The sequence below is a fragment of the Bacteroides sp. RTP21281st1_H5_RTP21281_210402 genome, assembly GCF_040918965.1.
Taxonomy (GTDB): Bacteria; Bacteroidota; Bacteroidia; order Bacteroidales; family Bacteroidaceae; genus Bacteroides; species Bacteroides congonensis.
In genome coordinates, this window is the sequence record NZ_JBCOWR010000005.1 from 94,379 (window position 1) to 116,507 (window position 22,129).

The 22,129-nt window shown below is 46.8% G+C and carries 17 protein-coding genes; all 17 read left to right on the top strand.

Annotation, left to right across the window (positions count from 1 at the left end; translation table 11 throughout):
• The 17 genes from AB5443_RS09275 (at position 1) to AB5443_RS09355 (ending at position 22,080) form a co-directional block, all read left to right on the top strand.
• The gene (locus tag AB5443_RS09275; protein WP_073343272.1) at positions 1-906 is read left to right on the top strand and encodes a glucosaminidase domain-containing protein; all 906 of its coding nucleotides are present in this window, start codon (positions 1-3) and stop codon (positions 904-906) included.
• Between the two features lie 132 nt (positions 907-1,038).
• Positions 1,039-2,409, top strand: a complete 1,371-nt coding sequence (locus AB5443_RS09280) for an NAD(P)/FAD-dependent oxidoreductase (protein ID WP_044653230.1) — start codon at positions 1,039-1,041, stop codon at positions 2,407-2,409.
• A gap of 167 nt (positions 2,410-2,576) precedes the next feature.
• The gene (locus tag AB5443_RS09285) at positions 2,577-3,824 is read left to right on the top strand and encodes an efflux RND transporter periplasmic adaptor subunit (protein ID WP_277134973.1); all 1,248 of its coding nucleotides are present in this window, start codon (positions 2,577-2,579) and stop codon (positions 3,822-3,824) included.
• A gap of 17 nt (positions 3,825-3,841) precedes the next feature.
• Positions 3,842-4,507, top strand: coding sequence for an ABC transporter ATP-binding protein (locus AB5443_RS09290; RefSeq protein ID WP_022137867.1), 666 nt, complete (start codon positions 3,842-3,844; stop codon positions 4,505-4,507).
• 52 nt (positions 4,508-4,559) lie between these two features.
• Positions 4,560-5,849 carry an ABC transporter permease gene (locus tag AB5443_RS09295; protein ID WP_368114349.1) on the top strand — a complete coding sequence of 430 codons (1,290 nt, stop codon included), beginning with the start codon at positions 4,560-4,562 and terminating at the stop codon, positions 5,847-5,849.
• A 33-nt stretch (positions 5,850-5,882) separates the two neighbouring features.
• On the top strand, positions 5,883-7,136 hold the full coding sequence (locus tag AB5443_RS09300; RefSeq protein ID WP_307997016.1) for an FtsX-like permease family protein: 1,254 nt from the start codon (positions 5,883-5,885) through the stop codon (positions 7,134-7,136).
• 84 nt (positions 7,137-7,220) lie between these two features.
• Positions 7,221-9,833 carry an ABC transporter substrate binding protein gene (locus AB5443_RS09305; RefSeq protein WP_277134970.1) on the top strand — a complete coding sequence of 871 codons (2,613 nt, stop codon included), beginning with the start codon at positions 7,221-7,223 and terminating at the stop codon, positions 9,831-9,833.
• A gap of 131 nt (positions 9,834-9,964) precedes the next feature.
• The gene (locus AB5443_RS09310) at positions 9,965-11,443 is read left to right on the top strand and encodes a TolC family protein (protein ID WP_277134969.1); all 1,479 of its coding nucleotides are present in this window, start codon (positions 9,965-9,967) and stop codon (positions 11,441-11,443) included.
• A gap of 95 nt (positions 11,444-11,538) precedes the next feature.
• On the top strand, positions 11,539-12,888 hold the full coding sequence (locus AB5443_RS09315) for a sigma-54 dependent transcriptional regulator (protein WP_277134968.1): 1,350 nt from the start codon (positions 11,539-11,541) through the stop codon (positions 12,886-12,888).
• A 45-nt stretch (positions 12,889-12,933) separates the two neighbouring features.
• Positions 12,934-14,226: a PAS domain-containing sensor histidine kinase gene (locus tag AB5443_RS09320; RefSeq protein ID WP_277134967.1), complete on the top strand. Its 1,293-nt coding sequence runs from the start codon at positions 12,934-12,936 to the stop codon at positions 14,224-14,226.
• A gap of 97 nt (positions 14,227-14,323) precedes the next feature.
• The gene (locus AB5443_RS09325) at positions 14,324-16,882 is read left to right on the top strand and encodes a DUF5686 and carboxypeptidase-like regulatory domain-containing protein (protein WP_277134966.1); all 2,559 of its coding nucleotides are present in this window, start codon (positions 14,324-14,326) and stop codon (positions 16,880-16,882) included.
• A 108-nt stretch (positions 16,883-16,990) separates the two neighbouring features.
• Positions 16,991-18,280, top strand: a complete 1,290-nt coding sequence (locus tag AB5443_RS09330) for an inositol-3-phosphate synthase (protein WP_022139069.1) — start codon at positions 16,991-16,993, stop codon at positions 18,278-18,280.
• A gap of 90 nt (positions 18,281-18,370) precedes the next feature.
• Positions 18,371-18,850 carry a phosphatidylglycerophosphatase A gene (locus AB5443_RS09335; protein WP_277134965.1) on the top strand — a complete coding sequence of 160 codons (480 nt, stop codon included), beginning with the start codon at positions 18,371-18,373 and terminating at the stop codon, positions 18,848-18,850.
• A 14-nt stretch (positions 18,851-18,864) separates the two neighbouring features.
• The gene (locus AB5443_RS09340) at positions 18,865-19,332 is read left to right on the top strand and encodes a GtrA family protein (RefSeq protein ID WP_277134964.1); all 468 of its coding nucleotides are present in this window, start codon (positions 18,865-18,867) and stop codon (positions 19,330-19,332) included.
• A gap of 66 nt (positions 19,333-19,398) precedes the next feature.
• Complete coding sequence (locus tag AB5443_RS09345; protein ID WP_277134963.1) at positions 19,399-20,049, top strand: CDP-alcohol phosphatidyltransferase family protein; 651 nt, start codon at positions 19,399-19,401, stop codon at positions 20,047-20,049.
• Positions 20,050-20,132: 83 nt separating this feature from the next.
• On the top strand, positions 20,133-21,068 hold the full coding sequence (locus AB5443_RS09350) for a phosphatase PAP2 family protein (RefSeq protein ID WP_022139065.1): 936 nt from the start codon (positions 20,133-20,135) through the stop codon (positions 21,066-21,068).
• Between the two features lie 19 nt (positions 21,069-21,087).
• On the top strand, positions 21,088-22,080 hold the full coding sequence (locus AB5443_RS09355) for a lysylphosphatidylglycerol synthase transmembrane domain-containing protein (protein ID WP_022139064.1): 993 nt from the start codon (positions 21,088-21,090) through the stop codon (positions 22,078-22,080).
• Positions 22,081-22,129: the final 49 nt, after the last annotated feature.

Sequence of the window (22,129 nt, forward strand, 5' to 3'; positions counted from 1 at the left end):
ATGGCGAACAAATTGTATAGACTTGTCTTTCTAACTATCGTATTCTTTTTTGCCGTAGGAGCGCAGGCGCAGAAACGGAATGCCCGATATACCGAATATATAAATAAGTATAGTGATTTGGCTGTTGAACAAATGAAGCTTCATAAGATTCCCGCCAGTATCACGTTGGCACAAGGACTGTTGGAAAGCGGTGCCGGATATAGTCAGTTGGCACGAAAGAGCAACAACCATTTTGGTATCAAATGCGGTAGTAGTTGGCGGGGACGTACAGTACGCCATGACGATGACGCGCGCAACGAATGTTTCCGTGCCTATAAGCATCCGCGTGACTCTTACGAAGACCATTCCGATTTTCTGAGAAGAGGTGCCCGCTATGCGTTTCTTTTCAAACTTGATATTACCGACTATAAAGGATGGGCGCGCGGATTGAAAAAAGCGGGATATGCTACCGACCCTTCCTATGCCAACCGTCTGATAACGATTATCGAAGATTACGACCTGTATAAATATGACCGTAAAGGTGTTTACTCCGAGCGTAAGCTAAGGAAGAACCCGTGGCTGATGAACCCTCATCAGATTTATATTGCCAATGACATCGCTTATGTAGTTGCCCGTAGCGGGGATACTTTCCAGGACTTGGGCAAGGAACTGGATATCAGTTGGAAGAAGCTTGTGAAGTATAACGACTTGCATCGTGAATACACATTAATGCCGGGAGACATCATCTACTTGAAGAGCAAGAAGAAAAAGGCATCCAAGCCTCATACCGTGTATATCGTAAAAGACGGAGATTCCATGCATGGCATTTCCCAGAAATATGGTATCCGCCTTAAAAATCTTTATAAGATGAATCGTAAAGACGGAGAATATGTCCCTGAAATAGGAGATAGATTGCGCCTGCGGTAGAGGTTCGGGGAACGGGTGTCCCGCCACCGGGGAACAAATCCGGCTTCTTTTCTTTCTTCATGAAAGTTTCGCATTGAGCAAACTTAATGACTCATTTATGTGTTATTATTCTTGATAAAACATGGTTGGAATATGAGTCTTAACATTGCAAAAACTGATAAGAAACGTGTCGTCATAGTAGGCGGTGGTTTCGGTGGTCTGAAGTTGGCTAACAAGTTGAAAAAGTCAGGCTTTCAAGTCGTATTGATAGATAAGAACAACTATCATCAGTTTCCCCCTTTAATATATCAGGTGGCTTCGGCAGGTATGGAACCGACTTCCATCTCCTTCCCCTTCCGCAAGATTTTCCAGCACCGGAAAGATTTCTACTTCCGTATGGCGGAAGTGCGTGCCATTTTCCCGGAAAAGAACATGATACAGACTTCCATCGGAAAAGCTGAATACGACTATCTGGTTTTGGCGGCAGGTACTACCACCAATTTCTTTGGTAACAAGCATATCGAAGAAGAGGCCATGCCGATGAAGAACGTTTCTGAAGCAATGGGACTGCGAAATGCCCTTCTGGCTAATTTGGAACGTGCACTCACTTGCTCTACAAAGCAGGAACAACAGGAATTGCTGAATATTGTTATTGTCGGCGGCGGTGCTACCGGAATAGAAGTGGCAGGAATACTCTCTGAAATGAAACGGTTCGTACTGCCGAATGATTATCCTGATATGCCCGGCAACCTGATGCACATCTATCTGATTGAAGCGGGGTCGAGATTGCTCGCCGGAATGTCGGAAGATTCATCGGCACATGCCGAAAAGTTTCTTCGCGAAATGGGCGTGAATATACTCTTGAATAAACGCGTCGTAGATTACCGCGACCATAAAGTCATACTCGAAGACGGAACGGAGATTGCTACGCGTACCTTTATTTGGGTGAGCGGTGTCACCGGAGTAACTATCGGAAATCTGGATGCTTCGTTGATAGGGCGCGGCGGACGTATCAAGGTTGACCGGTTCAATCGTGTAGAAGGAATGGATAATGTGTTTGCTATCGGTGACCAATGCATTCTGTCGGGCGACGAAAGCTATCCGAACGGACACCCCCAATTGGCGCAGGTTGCTATCCAACAAGGCGAACTGCTGGCAAAGAACCTGATACGACTTCAGAAAGGGCAGGAGATGAAACCTTTCCATTACCGTAATTTGGGCTCGATGGCGACAGTGGGACGTAACCGTGCCGTTGCGGAATTCAGTAAGGTAAAGATGCAAGGCTGGTTTGCCTGGGTGATGTGGTTGGTAGTCCATCTGCGTTCTATCCTTGGAGTGCGCAATAAGGTAGTCGTTCTTCTCAACTGGATATGGAATTATTTCACCTACGACCAGTCCATGCGTATGATAGTCTATGCCCGTAAAGCAAAAGAAATCCGTGACCGTGAAAGCGTAGAAGCGACCACCCATTTGGGCAAAGACCTGATTCAAGAGAAACAAACTTCTCCGCAAGAGACGAAATAATAATGATGATATGACCATTTTCTGAACGGTAAATTCGTACAGGGTGTCCGATTTTGGACACCCTTTCTTTTTGTCTATTCTCTATTAATCAATGATTTACGGTTTTGGCACGGATTTGGTATATCAAATGTCGGATTACTATATGATAAAATCGAAAACGATAAGATATGGACAGAGAAATTCCCAAAGAGGTGCGTAAGAAAGAACGCAATAAAAAGATAATTCGTTATTCATCCATAGGGGTGGCAGGCGTTATTGTCATTAGTGTACTTATATCCGTATTGAGGGCAGGGGTAGAGAAGAAAGACCTCGTCCTTTCCACGGTCGATAAAGGAATCATCGAAGTGAGCGTCAGCGCTTCGGGAAAAGTAGTTCCGGCATTTGAAGAGATTATCAATTCTCCTATCAACTCCCGTATCCTCGAAATCTATAAGAAGGGGGGCGATAGCGTGGATGTAGGCACTCCGATTCTGAAACTTGACCTTCAAAGTACGGAAACACAATATCAGAAACTTCTGGACGAAGAGAAAATGCGTCAGTATAAACTCGACCAGCTTCGTGTCAACAATCAGACCAAACTCTCCGATATGGCGATGCAGATTAAAGTTTCCGCCATGAAACTGAGCCGGATGAAAGTGGAACTAAGGAATGAGCACTACCTGGACAGCCTCGGAGCCGGAACTACGGACAAGGTACGTCAGGCGGAATTGAGCTATAATGTCGCCCAACTTGAATACGAGCAGCTTCAGCAGCAATACAAAAACGAGAAGGAAGTAGCCGCAGCCGAACTGAAAGTGCAGGAACTTGATTTCAATATCTTCCGCAAAAGCCTGGCGGAAATGAAACGTACCTTTGAAGACGCGCAAATCCGTTCTCCCCGTAAGGCCATCCTTACCTATATCAATAATCAGATTGGTGCACAGATTTCGCAAGGAGAGCAGGTGGCTGTTATCTCCGATTTGAGCCATTTTAAGGTGGAAGGAGAAATTGCCGATACGTACGGCGATCGTGTATCGGCAGGCGGAAAGGCAGTTGTGAAGATAGGCAGTGACAAACTGGAAGGAACTGTGAGCAGTGTGACGCCGCTTTCAAAAAATGGGGTAATCTCTTTCACAGTCCAGTTGAAAGAGGACAATCACCGCCGCCTGCGTTCAGGTCTGAAAACGGATGTCTATGTGATGAACGCTGTGAAAGAAGATGTGATGCGTGTGGCTAACGGTTCTTATTATGTGGGACGTGGCGAATATGAACTTTTCGTCTGTACGTCGGAGAATGAGATGGTTAAACGTAAAGTACAATTAGGAGATTCCAACTTTGAATATGTAGAAGTGGTGAGCGGTCTGCAATCGGGGGATAAAGTGGTTGTCAACGACATGAGCGCATATAAGAACAAGAATAAACTGAAGATTAAATAAATTAAATACTAGAAGTTATGATAACATTGACCTCTCTTTCCAAGATTTATCGTACGGATGAGATTGAAACGGTAGCATTGGAGAATGTGAATCTGACGGTGGAACGTGGGGAATTCCTGAGTATCATGGGGCCTTCAGGATGTGGGAAATCCACTCTGCTGAATATTATGGGATTACTTGACGCGCCTACCATGGGGACGGTGGAAATTAACGGAACCCGTACCGAAGGGATGAAGGACAGGGAACTGGCGGCTTTCCGTAACAAAACGCTTGGTTTCGTATTCCAGTCTTTCCATCTGATTAATTCACTGAGCGTGATGGATAATGTGGAACTGCCGCTGCTCTACCGCCGTGTCAGTAACAGTGAACGCAGGCGCTTGGCACAGGAAGTTCTGGAAAAAGTGGGATTGAGCCATCGTATGAATCATTTCCCGACACAGCTTTCCGGCGGTCAGTGTCAGCGTGTGGCAATCGCCCGTGCCATTATAGGCAATCCGGAAATCATCCTTGCCGATGAGCCGACCGGTAATTTGGATTCGCGGATGGGAGCTGAAGTGATGGAGCTTCTTCACCGGTTGAACAAGGAAGACGGGCGGACGATTGTTATGGTTACCCATAATGAAGAGCAGGCGAAGCAGACTTCCAGGACAGTCCGTTTCTTTGATGGTCGTCAGGTAAAATAAACAGGTGTCAGTTTTCAATAGGTATCAATAATAAAGCATAGATAAATCAGCTATGATAAAACTCTACTTCAAACAAGCATTCCATTTGCTGAAAGAAAACAAACTGCTTTCTTCCATCTCCATCATAGGCACGGCATTGGCCATTGCTATGATAATGGTGATTGTTATCACTTTGCGAGCGACGATTGCTCCTTTTGCGCCGGAAACCCATCGTGACCGAATGCTTGTTTTCCGTTATGCCGGACTCCAGAATAAGTCGAATGCGAACTGGCAGAGTAACGGCCCTGTCGGATATAACACGGCAAAGGCTTGTTTCAAAGAAATGACTGTCCCCGAAGCAGTCAGTATCACCAGTGCTTTTCAGGAAACGATGCTCGCTGCCAAGCCTGCAGGCGAAATGGAAAGTTGCAGCGTACTGCAAACGGACGATGCCTTCTGGAAAGTATTCGAATTTGATTTTATATCCGGCAAACCGTATGATAATGCCGATTTTGATGCCGGAGCAGCGAAAGCTGTCATATCCGAAGACATGGCACGCCGGCTGTTTGGCACATCGGAAGTCGTAGGAAAAACATTCCTGCTGAATCATACCGCCTATCTTATCAGCGGAGTAGTGCGCCCTGTATCTAAATTGGCACAATACGCTTATGCGCAAGTCTGGATTCCTTTAAGTTCGACGAATGCGTTTACAACGACTTGGGGGGATGAAAATATCATGGGACTGGTTGCTGTTCTCATTCTAGCCAAGTCAACAGACGATTTCCCTGCCATCCATAATGAAGCAGACCGCTTGAGAGCCGTATTCATGGCAGGACACCCTAATTTTGATTTGCTCTATCGCGGGCAACCCGATACCTATTTTGTAGCCGCGCAACGACATTCAGCCAATAATCCTCCGGCCGTGAAAGAAGCAATACGGCAATACATATTGACATTGCTCGTCCTTTTGATTGTCCCTGCGGTCAACTTGTCCGGGCTAACCTTGTCACGCATGCGCAAGCGTCTCTCTGAAATAGGAGTACGGAAAGCCTTTGGTGCTCCGAGAAGAGAACTGATGATGCAGGTACTTTCCGAAAATATGCTTTACTCGCTTTTGGGTGGAATCCTTGGTTTGGTATTGAGTTATATTGCCGCCTTCCTTCTTGGCGGAATGTTATTCTCCGTAGACTTCGTATCCGATGGAGTGAACGATTTACGGACGATGTGTATCGACCTCTTGTTCGATCCTGCCGTATTCCTGTTGGCATTCCTTGCCTGTTTTCTGCTCAACTTGCTGAGTGCGGCTATTCCGGCATGGAGAATCACCCGTACCAATATTGTAGATGCCATCAATGAAAGATAACCCGAACAGTCAACTAATTTAATTCAAAAGAAGATGCAACTATTAAAACAAATATGGAATGAACGCCGGTCGAACGGATGGTTGTGGGCGGAGTTATTAATTGTTTTTGTTGTCCTGTGGTATGTAGTCGACTGGACTTATGTAACGGCACGTACCTATTACGAACCCGTAGGATTTGATATTACCGATACCTACTACCTCGAACTGAGCCTGAAAAACAACAAAAGCGACTCCTATATCCCGAAAGATAAAAAGAGTACGACGCTGGGACAGGATATTACCGAACTGACAAACCGTCTCCGGCGATTGCCGGAAGTGGAAGCCGTTTCCGTATCCAATAATGCACGTCCTTATATCGGAAGTAATTCGGGTATGATGTTGCGCATTGATACGATAGTCCGTAATCCGTTGCGGCGTACGATGACTCCTGAATTCTTTCAGGTATTCCGTTATCAAAGTACGGATGGTCGTGGCTATGAACCATTGGTACAAGCTTTGAAAAATGGGAATGTGGTAGTTAGTGAGAATTTCTGGCCGGATGATTATACAGGCGACCGCACCTTATTGGGCAGGGAAGTGGTGAATGTGGACGATTCTACCCAAGTGCACAAGATAGGCGGTGTGTCGGTCAAAGTTCGCTATAACGATTTTTGGCCTAATTATAGCGATATTTATATAGCTAATGCTTTCACAGAAAAGGTCTTGACTGAATTTGACGATGACTTTTATCCTTCCAGTCTGGAAGTCTGCCTGCGGGTGAAACCGGGGACTTCCAAAGATTTCCCGGAACATTTGATGAATTTGTCTGCCGGTCAGTTGAGTGTCGGTAATCTGTTTATTCTGAAAGTACATGACTATGAGAATATACGGAACGATTTCCAACGGGGAAATTACAATCAGGTACAAATACGATTCTGGATGATGGGCTTCCTGTTGCTGAATATTCTGCTGGGTATTGTCGGTACCTTTTGGTTCCGTACGCAGCACCGGCGTTCCGAACTGGCACTCCGTGTTGCGGTCGGTTCCAGTCGGGCGCAACTTTGGGGTCGTCTGAATAATGAAGGAATAGTGTTGCTCTCGCTGGCCGCTTTGCCTGCTGCTGTCATTTGCTATAATATAGGCTACCTTGATTTGACGGACGGGTATATGGAGTGGGGGACTGCCCGTTTCCTTATAACGTTTGCCATCAGTTATTTCCTTATGGCTTTGATGATTCTGGCAGGTATTTGGTTCCCTGCCCGCCAGGCAATCCGCATTCAGCCGGCAGAAGCATTGCGTGAGGAATAAAAATCTAAGGCTATTTGCATTGTTTTCAATATAATAACTTATCTTTGTGCGCATAATCTTGAAAACAATGCAGGTCTTTTGCTTATGAATCGACGATATTACTGTTTGTTTGTGCTCTTCTTTTGGGCTGTCCTAGTTCGGGCGGCAGCTTCGGAAGGTACGTTCAATATACTCTTCATCCAGTCTTATACTTCACAGACTCCTTGGCATAATGACCTTAATCAAGGTCTGGTGAAAGGTTTCAGGGAAAGTGGGGTGAAGGTGAATATTACGACAGAATATCTGGACGCTGATTTTTGGGCATTTAAGTCGGAGAAAGTGATAATGCACCGTTTCTGCGAACGCGCTCGTGAGCGGAAGACCGATTTGATTGTCACATCGGGCGATGAGGCTTTCTATACCCTTTTTGCCTGTGGAGATTCGTTGCCGTTGCAAGTTCCGGTCGTGTTTTTCGGTATTAAGTATCCTGATGAGAAGCTCCTTACCGCTCACCCCAATGTCTGTGGCTTCACGGCTAATCCCGATTTTGATATTATCATGCGTCATGCGCAAAAAATATTTCCTCAACGCAAAGAGGTTATTTGCGTGATAGACAATAGCTTTTTGAGTAATAAAGGTCTTGATGATTTTAAGGCGGAGTGGGAAATCTTCCGGCAAGATAATCCCGACTATGATATGAAAGTCTATAACACCCAGAATCAGACTACGAGCCATATCATTTCAGCTATCTGTTATCCCCGTAATAGTTACGGACGCTTTGTCATTGCTCCCAAGTGGTCACCTTTCCTTTCATTTGTGGGTAAAAACTCCAAAGCCCCTGTGTTCTCCACTCAGAATGTAGGACTAACAAATGGGGTATTCTGCGCCTATGATAGTGATGCCTATACTTCAGCATTGGCAGCAGGGCAAAGAGCTTCCAAAGTCTTGAAAGGGACTTCCCCGTTGAAACTGGGAGTGACAGAAGCCGGACAAGGATTTATATACGACTACAAGCAATTGGAGTTTTTCCATATCGAGCCTGACAAGGCAAGTGCTGTCGGTGGAATCATTGTCAATGAGCCTTATTGGGAAAAATATAAATTCCTTTTTATCCTTCTCTATCCGTCCATCCTTGCGCTGTTGATAGCATCTATCGTATGGTTGATGCGCGCCAACCGCCGCGAATCCAAACGGCGGATGCAGGCTCAAACCCGCCTGTTGGTGCAAAACAAACTGGTAGAGCAGCGTAATGAATTTGATAATGTCTTCCACTCCATCCGTGATGGTGTGATAACCTATGACACGGATTTGCATATCCATTTCACGAACCGTTCTCTGTTGAAAATGCTTCATCTGCCGTATGAGGCGGGCGGTCGTTTTTATGAGGGAATGATGGCAGGCAGTATTTTCAATATCTACAATGAGGGGCAGGACATCCTTCATAAGATGCTGAAACGGGTAGCCCGTACGGGAGAAAGCGTACAGATACCTCAAGGTTCTTTTATGAAAGAAGTGCACAGTGACAATTACTTCCCTGTATCCGGAGAAATCGTTCCCATTCATTCGAAAGGCGGAATTACGGGCATGGCTCTTTCCGCACGCAACATTTCAGATGAAGAAATACAGAAGCGCTTCTTTGATATGGCACTGGATGAAAGTTCCATATATCCGTGGCAGTTTGACATGAAAACCAACTGCTTTATTTTCCCGCAAGGTTTCCTTGTACGGATGGGATATGACGAATCGGTCACTATTATCTCTCGTGAGGAAATGAACCGTACCATCCATCCGGATGATTTGAAAGAAATAATTCCGCAATTTGATAAAGCACTGACGGGAGAGAACAAGACTCTCCGTATGAATTTCCGCCAGCGGAAAGCGGATGGGGAATATGAGTGGTGGGAATACCGCTTTTCCACTATTGATGGTTTGACACAGGATTCATTATACAGTATATTAGGCGTATGTCAAAGTATCCAACGATATAAGACAGTCGAGCAGGAAATGAGAGAAGCACGTGACAAAGCCCTTCAGGCAGACAAACTGAAATCTGCCTTCCTTGCCAATATGAGCCACGAAATCCGTACTCCGTTGAACGCTATCGTAGGATTCTCCGATTTATTGAGTGATACGAGCGGATTCACGGAAGAAGAAATCTCCCAGTTTATTGCGACTATTAATAAGAATTGCAGTTTGCTGCTGGCGTTGATTAACGACATTCTTGACCTGTCCCGTATCGAATCGGGCACTATGGAATTCGCGTTTGCAGAACATAACTTACCTTTACTGCTGAAGACCGTTCACGATTCGCAACAACTGAATATGCCTTCGGGAGTAGAACTGGTGGTGCGTATGCCCGAAGGTGATAAGAAATATCTGAGGACAGACAATGTCCGTCTGCAACAGGTGGTAAACAACCTGATTAATAATGCCGCTAAGTTTACTAGCAGCGGATTCATTACCTTCGGCTACGAAGAAGATGAAGAACCCGGATACACCCGTATCTTTGTAGAAGATACCGGAGTCGGCATCTCGGAAGAGGGCATCCGCCATATCTTCGAACGATTCTATAAAGTCGATAACTTTACGCAAGGGGCAGGACTGGGATTGAGTATCTGTCAGACTATTATCGAACGCTTGAGAGGAAGCATCTCCGTGACTTCCGAAGTGGGCAAGGGCACTCGTTTCACCGTACGCCTTCCCAATTATTGCGAATAGAAGCGAACGTCCGCTTTTGCGCATAGTGTCCGAAAACGGACACTCTCCTTATTTTATAACCGATTGAAAATAAATGCTTTATTCTTTTGGCACATCGTTTGATTCTCCTTTAGTGGAAAATACTGTGCATAATGAAAAAGAAAAGTATATTAGTAGCTCTTGCCGCTGCCTGTCTTCCATGGACATTGTCGGCACAGAAAGAAAGGGAGATAACCTTAAATGAAGCCATCGCAATGGCACGTTCACAATCCGTCGATGCGGCTGTTGCCTTGAATGAACTGAAAACCGCCTATTGGGAATACCGAACCTTTCGCGCCGACCTTCTGCCGGAAGTCAACCTTACCGGTACTTTACCCAATTACAATAAGTCATACAGTTCTTATCAGAATTCAGACGGCTCTTATGGCTTTGTCCGCAACAACACATTGGGACTTACCGGAGACATCTCCATCGACCAAAACATTTGGCTGACAGGCGGTAAACTCTCGCTGACTTCTTCTCTCGACTATATCACCCAGTTGGGCGGAGACAACGACCGCCATTTCATGTCTATCCCCATAGCCCTGAAACTAACGCAACCCATCTTCGGAGTGAACAACATCAAGTGGAACAGACGCATCGAACCGGTACGTTACGCGGAAGCGAAAGCTGCCTTTATCACAGCCACCGAAGAAGTGACGATGCGCGCCATTACCTATTACTTTAATCTCCTGCTGGCAAGAGAAAACTTAGGCACTGCCAAGCAAAATCAGAAGAATGCCGACCACCTCTACGAAGTAGCCCTTGCCAAACGTAAAATGGGACAGATTTCCGAAAACGAACTCCTGCAACTCAAACTTTCCGCCTTGAACGCAAAGGCAGCTCTGACAGAAGCGGAAAGCGACCTCAACGCCAAAATGTTCCAACTTCGCGCCTTCCTTGGAGTCGGAGAAGATGAGATACTCAGCCCTGTCATTCCCGATGCCGTAGACGGCTCAAAGATGGAGTACAATATGGTACTGAATAAAGCACTGGAACGCAACTCATTTGCACAGAATATCCGTCGCCGCCAGTTGGAAGCCGACTATGAAGTAGCTACGGCACGTGGCAACCTGCGTAGCATCGACCTCTTTGCCAGTGTAGGATATACCGGAGAAAACCGCAATTTCTCCGCCGTTTACAGAAACCTGCAAGATAACCAGATAGTGCAGGTAGGCGTTAAAATACCCATTTTGGATTGGGGGAAACGACGCGGCAAGGTACGTGTAGCCAAGAGCAACCGGGATGTAGTGCTTTCGAAGATTCGTCAGGAAGAGATAAATTTCAATCAGGACATCTTCTTGCTCGTGGAGCATTTTAATAATCAGGCACAACAGTTATCCATTGCCAAGGAAGCCGACACCATTGCCCAACAACGCTATAAGACCAGTATTGAAACCTTCCTGATAGGTAAAATCAATACCCTCGACCTGAACGACGCGCAAAACTCAAAGGATGCAGCCAGGCAAAAACACATTTCCGAACTCTATTATTATTGGTATTATTTTTATCAGATCCGTAGCCTGACGCTTTGGGATTTCCGTACCAATACCGAACTGGAAGCCGATTTTGATGAAATCATACGGCAATAAAAGCGATGAGAGCGATGCCGGCTGGTATTTTTTTGTAGCTTTGCATGATTGTAGACAGTAAGACGATACCTTTGATAAATAAAGAAACATGAACCATGATTCTGATAATTGATGACGACAGCGCAGTGCGCTCTTCACTCAGCTTCATGCTGAAGCGTGCAGGATATGAGGCACAGGCAGTTCCCGACCCTCGGGAAGCTATGGACGTGGTACGCTCCGTAGCTCCTGACTTAATCCTGATGGATATGAACTTCACCCTTTCCACAACAGGTGAAGAGGGGTTGACTCTGCTCAAACAAGTAAAGATATTCCGCCCCGATACTCCGGTAATATTGATGACCGCCTGGGGAAGTATCCAACTCGCCGTACAAGGAATGCAGGCGGGAGCTTTTGACTTCATCACAAAACCATGGAACAATGCCGCCCTGTTGCAGCGCATCGAAACAGCTTTGGAACTCTCGGCCACTCCCGGGGAAGCCACCCGGGAACAAAGTGATTCTTTCGACCGCAGCCACATCATCGGGCGCAGCCAGGGATTGACGGACGTATTGAATACCATTGCCCGCATCGCAAAGACCAACGCTTCCGTATTGATTACAGGCGAGAGCGGCACAGGCAAGGAACTCATAGCCGAAGCAATCCATATCAACAGCCAGCGTGCAAAGCACCCGTTTGTCAAAGTGAATTTGGGTGGAATCTCTCAAAGCCTGTTTGAAAGTGAAATGTTCGGGCATAAGAAAGGAGCTTTTACCGACGCTTCCTCCGACCGTATCGGACGTTTCGAGATGGCGGACAAAGGAACTATCTTCCTGGATGAAATCGGTGACCTCGACCCATCCTGCCAGGTGAAACTGTTGCGTGTCTTGCAAGACCAGACCTTTGAAGTGCTCGGCGACAGCCGCCCCCGCAAGACTGACATTCGCGTAGTCTCTGCCACCAACGCCGACCTGCGTAAAATGGTGGGCGAACGTTCTTTCCGCGAAGACCTGTTCTACCGTATCAACCTGATAACAGTAAAACTGCCTGCCTTGCGCGAACGCCGCGAGGATATCCCGCTACTGGCACGTCACTTTGCCGACCGCCAGGCCGCAGCCAACGGATTACCTCACACCGACTTCTCCGCCGACGCCATGCAATTCTTGAGCCGTCTGCCTTTCCCCGGAAATATCCGTGAATTGAAGAACCTGGTAGAGCGTACCATACTGGTAAGCGGTAAACCCATCCTCGACGCTTCCGATTTCGATGCCCAATACATCCGCCACGATGATGCAAGGGCAGCCGAAGGCATGTCTTTGGCCGGCATGACCCTGGATGAAATAGAACGTCAAACTATTCTTCAGGCTTTGGAACGTTATAAAGGAAATTTGAGCCAGGTAGCTACGGCGCTCGGTATCAGCCGCGCCGCTCTCTACCGCCGTCTTGAGAAATATAATATAGCTGTGTAATCCGTGCCTGATAATATAAAATCAAATCATTAAACACAGATAAACGTGCGTATAAAAGGATTCTTTTACATACTAGTCTTTCTGTTGCTGGCATTGGGTGGAGTGTTGCTCTACCTTTCCAGTCAACTGAACACCACCTTCTTCTACATAGGAGAGGGGCTGATACTTTTCATCCTTATTTATCTGACGTTTTTCTATCGTAAGCTCGTTAAGCCGTTGAATACCATCGGCAGCGGTATGGAACTGCTGCGTGAACAAGACTTCAGCAGCCGTCTCAGCCCGGTGGGACAGTACGAAGCCGACCGTGTCGTGAATATTTTCAACCGTATGATGGAGCAACTCAAGAACGAACGTCTCCGCCTGCGTGAACAGAATCACTTCCTTGACTTGCTGATTAAAGCCTCTCCGATGGGAGTCATTATCACCACCCTCGACGATGACCTCTCCGAACTGAACCCGATGGCGTTGAGAATGCTAGGCGTCAGTCCGGAAAACGTACTAGGCAAGAAGATGAAAGAAATCGACTCACCACTGGCAAGAGAACTGGTGAACATTCCGAAAGGCGAGACAGTAACCGTCCGCCTGAACGACTCGAACATCTACCGCTGCACCCATTCTTCCTTTATCGACCGTGGATTCCAGCATCCTTTCTTCCTGGTAGAAAGCCTGACGGACGAAGTGATGAAAGCCGAAAAGAAAGCCTATGAGAAAGTAATCCGCATGATAGCCCACGAAGTGAACAACACGACCGCCGGCATCACTTCTACACTGGACACCGTAGAACAAGCCCTTTCCAGTGAAGAAGGCATGGACGACATCTGCGACGTGATGCGCGTATGCACCGACCGCTGTTTCTCCATGAGCCGTTTCATCACCCGCTTCGCCGATGTGGTGAAGATACCCGAACCCACCGTCTCACGTGCCAATCTGAACGATCTCGTCTTCACCTGCAAACGCTTTATGGAAGGAATGTGCAACGACCGCTGTATCAAGCTCTGTATGGAAATAGACGAAACCCTGAAAGACGTAATGTTGGACTCCTCCCTGTTTGAACAGGTACTTGTGAACATCATCAAGAACGCTGCCGAAAGCATAGAAACCGATGGTGAAATCATTATCCGCACCCTGTCTCCCGCCACTATCGAAGTGACGGACAACGGCAAAGGAATCAGCAAGGAAACGGAAGCGAAGCTATTCAGCCCCTTCTTCTCAACCAAACCGAACGGGCAGGGCATCGGGCTTATCTTTATCCGCGAAGTCCTGATGCGCCACGGATGCACCTTCTCCTTGCGGACTTATGCCGACGGATTGACCAAATTTCGGATTATTTTTCCTTAATTGTGTCAAATAAGAACAGTTCTTCCGTCAAATAGACCTTTTTTTATCCTCAAATCCCCGTACCTTTGCCCCGCTCAATTCAATAGGATATAAAGGTATGAGATTAATGATGAAAGGTATATCGACGTTCTTTCTTTTATTGGCTATCAGTATTATTCCGCTTAGTGCACAACAATATGTGATACAAGGCGTGGTGACTGATTCTCTGACAAAAGAACCCCTGCCTTATGCATCTGTACGTCTGAAAGACACGACCGAGGGAACTACTACCGGAAGCGACGGACGCTTTTATTTCAAGACCAACCGTTCCGAAGCAGTACTTGTGATTTCTGTTATCGGCTACAATGACGACAGCCGGAAAATCCATCCTGCCCGTAACGCATCCTACAAAGTGGCGCTTTCTCCTACTTCGTATGACCTCTCCGAAGTGGTGGTGAAACCCAAGCGCGAACACTACCGGAAGAAAGACAATCCCGCCGTGGAGTTTGTCCGCCGGATGATTGAAAGCCGCGACAACCATTCCCCTTACGAGAAAGACTTCTGGCAGCGCGAACGTTACGAAAAGACCACCTTCGCATTGAACAACTTCGACGAAGAGAAACAGAAGAAATGGCTGTACCGCAAATTTGACTTCCTCACCGAATACGTAGACACCTCTGCCGTCACCGGCAAACCAATCCTGACCGTATCAGCCCGCGAACTGCTCGCGACGGACTATTACCGGAAATCCCCCCGTTCGGAAAAACAATGGGTGAAAGGACGCAAACAGGCAGGTGTGGACGAATTTCTCTCCAAGCAGGGAATGCAGGCTGCCATCAACGAAGTCTTCAAGGACGTGGATATTTACGAAAACAACATCTCCCTGTTTACTAATAAGTTTGTCAGCCCCCTGTCCCGTATCGGTACGGGATTCTATAAATACTACCTGATGGATACGTTGCAGATTGCCGGTGAGCCTTGTGTAGACCTTGCCTTCACTCCCTTTAATTCCGAATCCTTCGGCTTTAACGGGCATCTCTATGTCACGCTCGACTCTACCTACTTTGTCAAACGCGCCGTATTCAACTTCCCGAAAAAGATAAACCTGAACTTTGTGGATTATATGTTGCTCGAACAGGAATTTAAACGTGCCGAAGACGGTACGCGCCTGCTCGACCACGAAAGCATCACAGTTGAATTTAAACTGACCGAAGGACAAGACGGTATCTTTGCCCGTCGCGTGGCGGATTACAGCAACTATACTTTCACGCCTACCGCCGAAGCGGACAAAGCCTTCACCAAACCCGAACGTATCATCGAAGAGACGGAAGCCCTGGCACGTCCTGAATCCTTTTGGGCGGAGAACCGTCCGCAATCTGCCATCTCCCGACAGGAGAACTCCGTAGACCGGCTGATGGCACAACTACGCGGCTATCCGGTGTACTACTGGACAGAGAAAGTGCTTTCCATCCTCTTTACCGGATATATCCCCACGTCCAAGGAAGCCCCTCTGTTCTATATCGGGCCGATGAATGCCACCGTCAGCGGCAACACACTGGAAGGCGTCCGTATCCGTGCCGGAGGTATGACTACCGCCTGGCTCAATCCGCACTTGTTTGCCAAAGGCTATATCGCCTACGGTTTCAAGGACGAAAGGGTGAAAGGACTCGCGGAACTGGAATACTCCTTCAAGAAAAAGAAAGAATACGCCAATGAGTTCCCCATCCATTCACTGAAATTGCGTTACGAATCCGATGTCAACCAGTACGGGCAAAACTACCTGTACACGAGCAAAGACAACGTATTCCTCGCCCTCAAACGTGAGAAAGACGACCGTATCGGCTATACGCAACAAGCAGCGCTCACCTATACCAATGAGTTCTACTCCGGTTTTTCTTTCCAGGTGACGGCACGCAGACAAACGGATGAGTCAACCTATCTCATCCCGTTTCTGCTGAAACAGGGGGATACCTATACTCCGGTAAAAGATTTTTCTACCAGTGCCGCAGAATTGAAACTGCGCTACGCCCCGAACGAGAAATTCTTCCAGACCCAATGGAACCGTTTCCCCGTATCCCTGGATGCTCCCGTGTTTACACTGTCGCATACCATCGCCGGGAAAGGAATACTGGGTAGTGACTATACATACAATCATACCGAAGCCGGTATTCAAAAGCGATTTTGGTTCTCCGCCTTCGGCTATACGGATGTGATATTGAAAGCAGGCAAAGTGTGGGATAAAGTACCGTTTCCGTTACTTATCATGCCCAATGCCAACCTTTCCTATACCATCCAGCCCGAATCTTACTCATTAATGAACGCAATGGAGTTTATGAATGATGAGTACTTCTCATGGGATGTTACCTACTTTCTCAACGGATGGCTGTTCAATCGCGTCCCGTTGTTGAAAAAACTGAAATGGAGGGAAATAGTTTCCTGTCGTGGACTGTACGGACATTTGAGCGACAAGAACAATCCTGCATTCAGTGATGATTTGTTCGCTTTTCCGATAGCAGACACCCGGACAATGGGAAAAACGCCTTACGTAGAAGCCGGAGTAGGTATTGAAAACATTTTCAAGGTGTTACGCTTGGACTACGTGTGGCGGCTTACTTATCGCGATTCACCCGGAATAGACAAATCCGGTTTGAGGATAAGTCTCCACATGACCTTTTAAAAGTTAAATCCTGCTAATTGCAATGCTTATATAGCAAACAAAGCTCGTTTTAGTAATTAATTAATCTTATTTTTGCATCAATTTTAGTTTAATTTTAATAGAATAGAAATGAAACAAGAAATTAAGCCCGCTACCGGACGTCTTGGCGTGTTGGTAGTCGGAGTGGGTGGCGCGGTTGCCACTACAATGATTGTAGGTACACTAGCCTCTCGCAAGGGACTGGCAAAACCGATAGGATCTATTACCCAGTTAGCTACAATGCGCATGGAAAACAACGAAGAAAAACTCATCAAGGACGTTGTGCCCTTGACGAATTTGGAAGACATTGTTTTCGGCGGATGGGATATTTTCCCGGACAACGCATATGAAGCTGCCATGTACGCTGAGGTCTTGAAAGAAAAAGACCTGAACGGAGTAAAAGACGAATTGGAAGCTATCAAGCCGATGCCGGCCGCTTTCGACCACAACTGGGCAAAACGTCTGAACGGAACACACGTCAAGAAAGCTGCTACCCGTTGGGAAATGGTGGAACAACTTCGCCAGGACATCCGCGATTTCAAGGCTGCCAACAACTGCGAACGCGTTGTCGTGCTTTGGGCTGCAAGTACTGAAATCTACATTCCATTGTCTGACGAACATATGTCACTCGCTGCTTTGGAAAAAGCAATGAAGGACAACAACACTGACGTTATTTCTCCGAGTATGTGTTACGCATATGCTGCTATTGCAGAAGACGCTCCGTTCGTGATGGGTGCTCCCAACTTGTGCGTAGATACTCCTGCCATGTGGGAATTCTCCAAGCAGAAGAATGTGCCTATCTCAGGTAAAGACTTCAAGAGCGGCCAGACACTGATGAAAACCGTATTGGCTCCGATGTTCAAAACCCGTATGCTGGGCGTGAACGGTTGGTTCTCTACCAATATCCTCGGCAATCGTGACGGTGAAGTGCTCGACGATCCGGACAACTTCAAGACAAAAGAGGTCAGCAAACTGTCTGTAATCGACACTATCTTCGAACCTGAAAAATATCCTGATCTCTACGGAGATGTTTACCATAAAGTACGTATCAACTACTATCCGCCCCGCAAGGACAACAAAGAAGCGTGGGACAACATCGACATCTTCGGATGGATGGGTTACCCGATGGAAATCAAGGTAAACTTCCTTTGCCGCGACTCTATCCTTGCTGCTCCTATCGCGCTCGACCTTGTATTGTTCAGTGACCTGGCAATGCGCGCAGGCATGTGTGGCATCCAGACTTGGCTGTCATTCTTCTGCAAGAGCCCGATGCACGATTTCGAGCATCAGCCTGAACACGACTTGTTCACTCAATGGAGAATGGTAAAACAGACATTGCGTAACATGATCGGTGAAAAAGAACCTGATTATTTGGCTTAATTCGGGAATTTGTTCCTGAAAAATATATAAACTTTCCCCTTCTTTAGTAAGGGGAAAGTTTTGTTATTCTTATACACTCTATTGTAAGAAATGAAAAGACCACCCTTTTTTCCTGTTTTTATAGGCACGGGCTTTGGCTCCGGTTTTTCTCCTTTTGCTCCCGGCACGGCTGGGGCGCTGTTGGCTTCTATCATTTGGATTGCGCTTTATTTCCTGTTTCCCTTTTCTGCCGTTTTATGGATTACCGCCGCTTTGGTGATTGTATTCACGTTCGCCGGCATTTGGGCTGCCGATAAGCTGGAGGCTTATTGGGGTGAAGACCCTTCGCGTGTGGTAGTGGACGAGATGGTAGGAGTGTGGATACCGTTGTTGGCTGTACCGAATGATGAGAATTGGTTTTGGTACGTTATCGCAGCTTTTGTCCTGTTCCGTGCATTTGATATTGCCAAACCGTTGGGCATACGCAAGATGGAGAGCCTGAAAGATGGAGTAGGCGTAATGATGGACGATGTCCTGGCAGGAGTGTATAGTTTCATTTTGTTAGCGGGAGCGAGATGGGTGATTGGCTGAAAAAGATTGCACGGATGATTTCGCAGAAAGGTGGCATCTTCATGTTCTTGAGGGCGCAGCTTTCGGCTCAGATGGCAACTATCGCAGACTTTCTCGTAACGATTCTCCTGGTAAGGCTGTTTGATGTCTACTATGTATACGCTACCTTGGCGGGAGCTATCTACGGGGGAATTGTCAATTGCATCATTAATTATAAATGGACTTTTAAATCTAAAGGCAAAAAAACGAATGTAGCTGTCAAGTTCATCATAGTGTGGGTTTGCAGCGTTTGGCTGAACACATGGGGAACATATGCGCTGACGGAGTCTTTGGCGAAGATTCCCTGGGTGCGGGATACGTTCAGCCTGTATTTCGGCGATTTTTTCATTATACCGAAGGTGGTAGTGGCAGTAATCGTCGCGCTGTTTTGGAATTATAATATGCAGCGCCTTTTTGTTTACCGGAATATAGATGTAAGGAGTTTGTTCGGAAGAAGGCATTGAAGAAATTGAAATAAATAGAAGAAATTGAAATAAACAGAAGATTTAGATATAAACAGATTTAGACACATGAATTACAGAGATTATTTACAACAACTGATTTATAAGATTATCAATCCTTTGATACACGGGATGATTAAAATCGGAATCACTCCCAACTTTATCACCACTACCGGATTTATCCTGAATGTAGTAGCTGCGGGTATGTTCGTGTATGCCGGAATCTACGGTGACGGAAACGACCTTGCCATCATCGGATGGGCAGGAGGGGTTATCCTGTTTGCCGGACTGTTCGATATGATGGACGGACGTGTAGCCCGTCTGGGCAACATGAGTTCCAAGTTCGGCGCGCTTTACGACTCGGTGCTCGACCGTTACAGCGAACTGATTACTTTCTTCGGTATCTGTTACTACCTGTCGATGAAAGATTATTTCCTGTATGCCCTTATCGCTTTCGCGGCGCTTATCGGCTCGCTGATGGTAAGCTACGTCCGTGCACGTGCCGAAGGGTTGGGGATAGAATGCAAAGTCGGATTCATGCAGCGTCCCGAACGTGTGGTGCTGACAAGTCTCGGTGCTTTGTTCTGCGGCATATTCAAGGACATCACGGTTTTCGAACCGATCCTGATATTAATCGTTCCATTGGCTTTCGTCGCCCTTTTTGCCAATATCACGGCATTCGCACGTGTGAGACATTGCTACAAAGTGATGAAAGAATAATTATTCAATATGTCAATCAAGGAATATGCCGGTCGTTTTCTAATTGGCATATTCCTTGACCGGCACATAAACGCAATCTTATAATGATAAAGAACATTCAAAAGCCATCGAAGAGAGAAGCCCTGACCGTCATAGTCATCATGGCTTTTTTTCTTCTGCTGACAGCTATTTTCATCGGGCTCCGTTCCGAACATCTGATGATAGCAGTGCTCTATCTGGTCTTATTCTTTGCCGGACTGCCTACCCGCAAACTGGCGGTAGCCCTGCTTCCTTTCGCCCTTTTCGGAATCTCGTATGACTGGATGCGTATCTGCCCCAACTACGAAGTGAACCCGATTGACGTAGCCGGACTCTACAATCTGGAGAAATCCCTCTTTGGCGTGATGGACAACGGCATTCTGGTTACTCCCTGCGAGTATTTTGCCGCGCACAACTGGCCGATAGCCGACGTCTTTGCCGGAATCTTCTACCTCTGTTGGGTTCCCGTACCTATCTTGTTCGGTCTTTGCCTGTACTTCAAGAAAGAAAGGAAAACATACCTTCGCTTTGCCCTCGTATTCCTTTTTGTCAACCTGATCGGCTTTGCGGGCTATTACATTCACCCGGCCGCTCCACCCTGGTATGCCATCAACTACGGCTTCGAGCCGATACTGAACACTCCGGGCAATGTAGCGGGCTTGGGACGCTTCGATGCTTTCTTCGGAGTATCAATCTTCGATTCTATCTACGGGCGCAACGCGAATGTCTTTGCGGCAGTGCCTTCACTGCACGCGGCTTATATGGTCGTAGCCCTGATATATGCTATCGTCGGCAAATGCAAATGGTACGTGATTGCCCTCTTCTCCATCATTATGGTGGGTATCTGGGGAACAGCCGTTTATTCTTGCCATCATTATATAATCGACGTATTGCTCGGCATCTCATGCGCATTGACGGGTTGGCTGGTATTCGAATATGTATTGATGAAAATCCCGGCATTCCGCAGATTCTTCGACAGATACTATACATATATAAAGTAGATATATAGGTAGCGAAATAGTGAAGAACAAATACCGTAATATATTCCTCGCCTTCGGCATCATTGCCGTCCTGGTCATGATATTCACTTTCGATATGGATTATCACGAACTTTGGGCGAATCTGAAGCGTGCAGGGATATATTTACCTTTGATACTATTGCTGTGGCTGTTTGTCTATCTTATTAATACCACATCGTGGTATATCATCATCCGCAGTAGCGGCAAGACAGGCTTCTCATTCGCCCGTCTCTATAAATTCACCGTTACAGGCTTCGCGCTTAATTATGTGACCCCCGTCGGACTGATGGGCGGCGAGCCGTATCGCATCATGGAGTTGAAGCCTTACGTCGGCATAGAAAGAGCCACCTCTTCCGTGATTCTCTATGTGATGATGCATATCTTTTCCCACTTCTGCTTTTGGCTAAGTTCCGTGCTGCTCTACGTCTGCCTGTATCCGGTAGGGTGGGTGACGGGCATTATTTTAGCAGCTATCACCCTGTTCTGTCTGCTGATTACCATCCTTTTTATAAAAGGTTACCGGCATGGAATGGCGGTAGCCTGTGTCCGCATGGGCAGCCATATTCCTTTCCTGAAAAAGAAAGTACTCCGCTTTGCCGAAACCCATAAAGAGAAACTGGAGAATATAGACCGGCAAATCGCCCTTCTCCATCAACAGAAGAAACGTACCTTTTATGCGGCTCTCTCATTAGAATATACAGCCCGCGTCATCAGTTGCCTGGAGATCTGGTTGATTCTGAATGTGCTCACTACCAACGTCAGCTTCGCCGACTGTTGTCTGATTGCCGCTTTCTCCTCTCTGCTCGCCAACCTTTTGTTCTTTCTGCCGATGCAACTGGGCGGACGCGAAGGCGGCTTCGCCCTTGCTGTGGGCGGTCTTTCCCTTTCCGGTGCTTACGGAGTCTATGCTGCGCTGATAACCCGTGTACGCGAGATGATTTGGATTGTTATCGGGCTTGCTCTGATGAAGGTTGGCAATAAGAAGAAAAACTGAACAATGTATTGTGACAATATTGAACGGGAAAAGAAATAATTCATGTCGT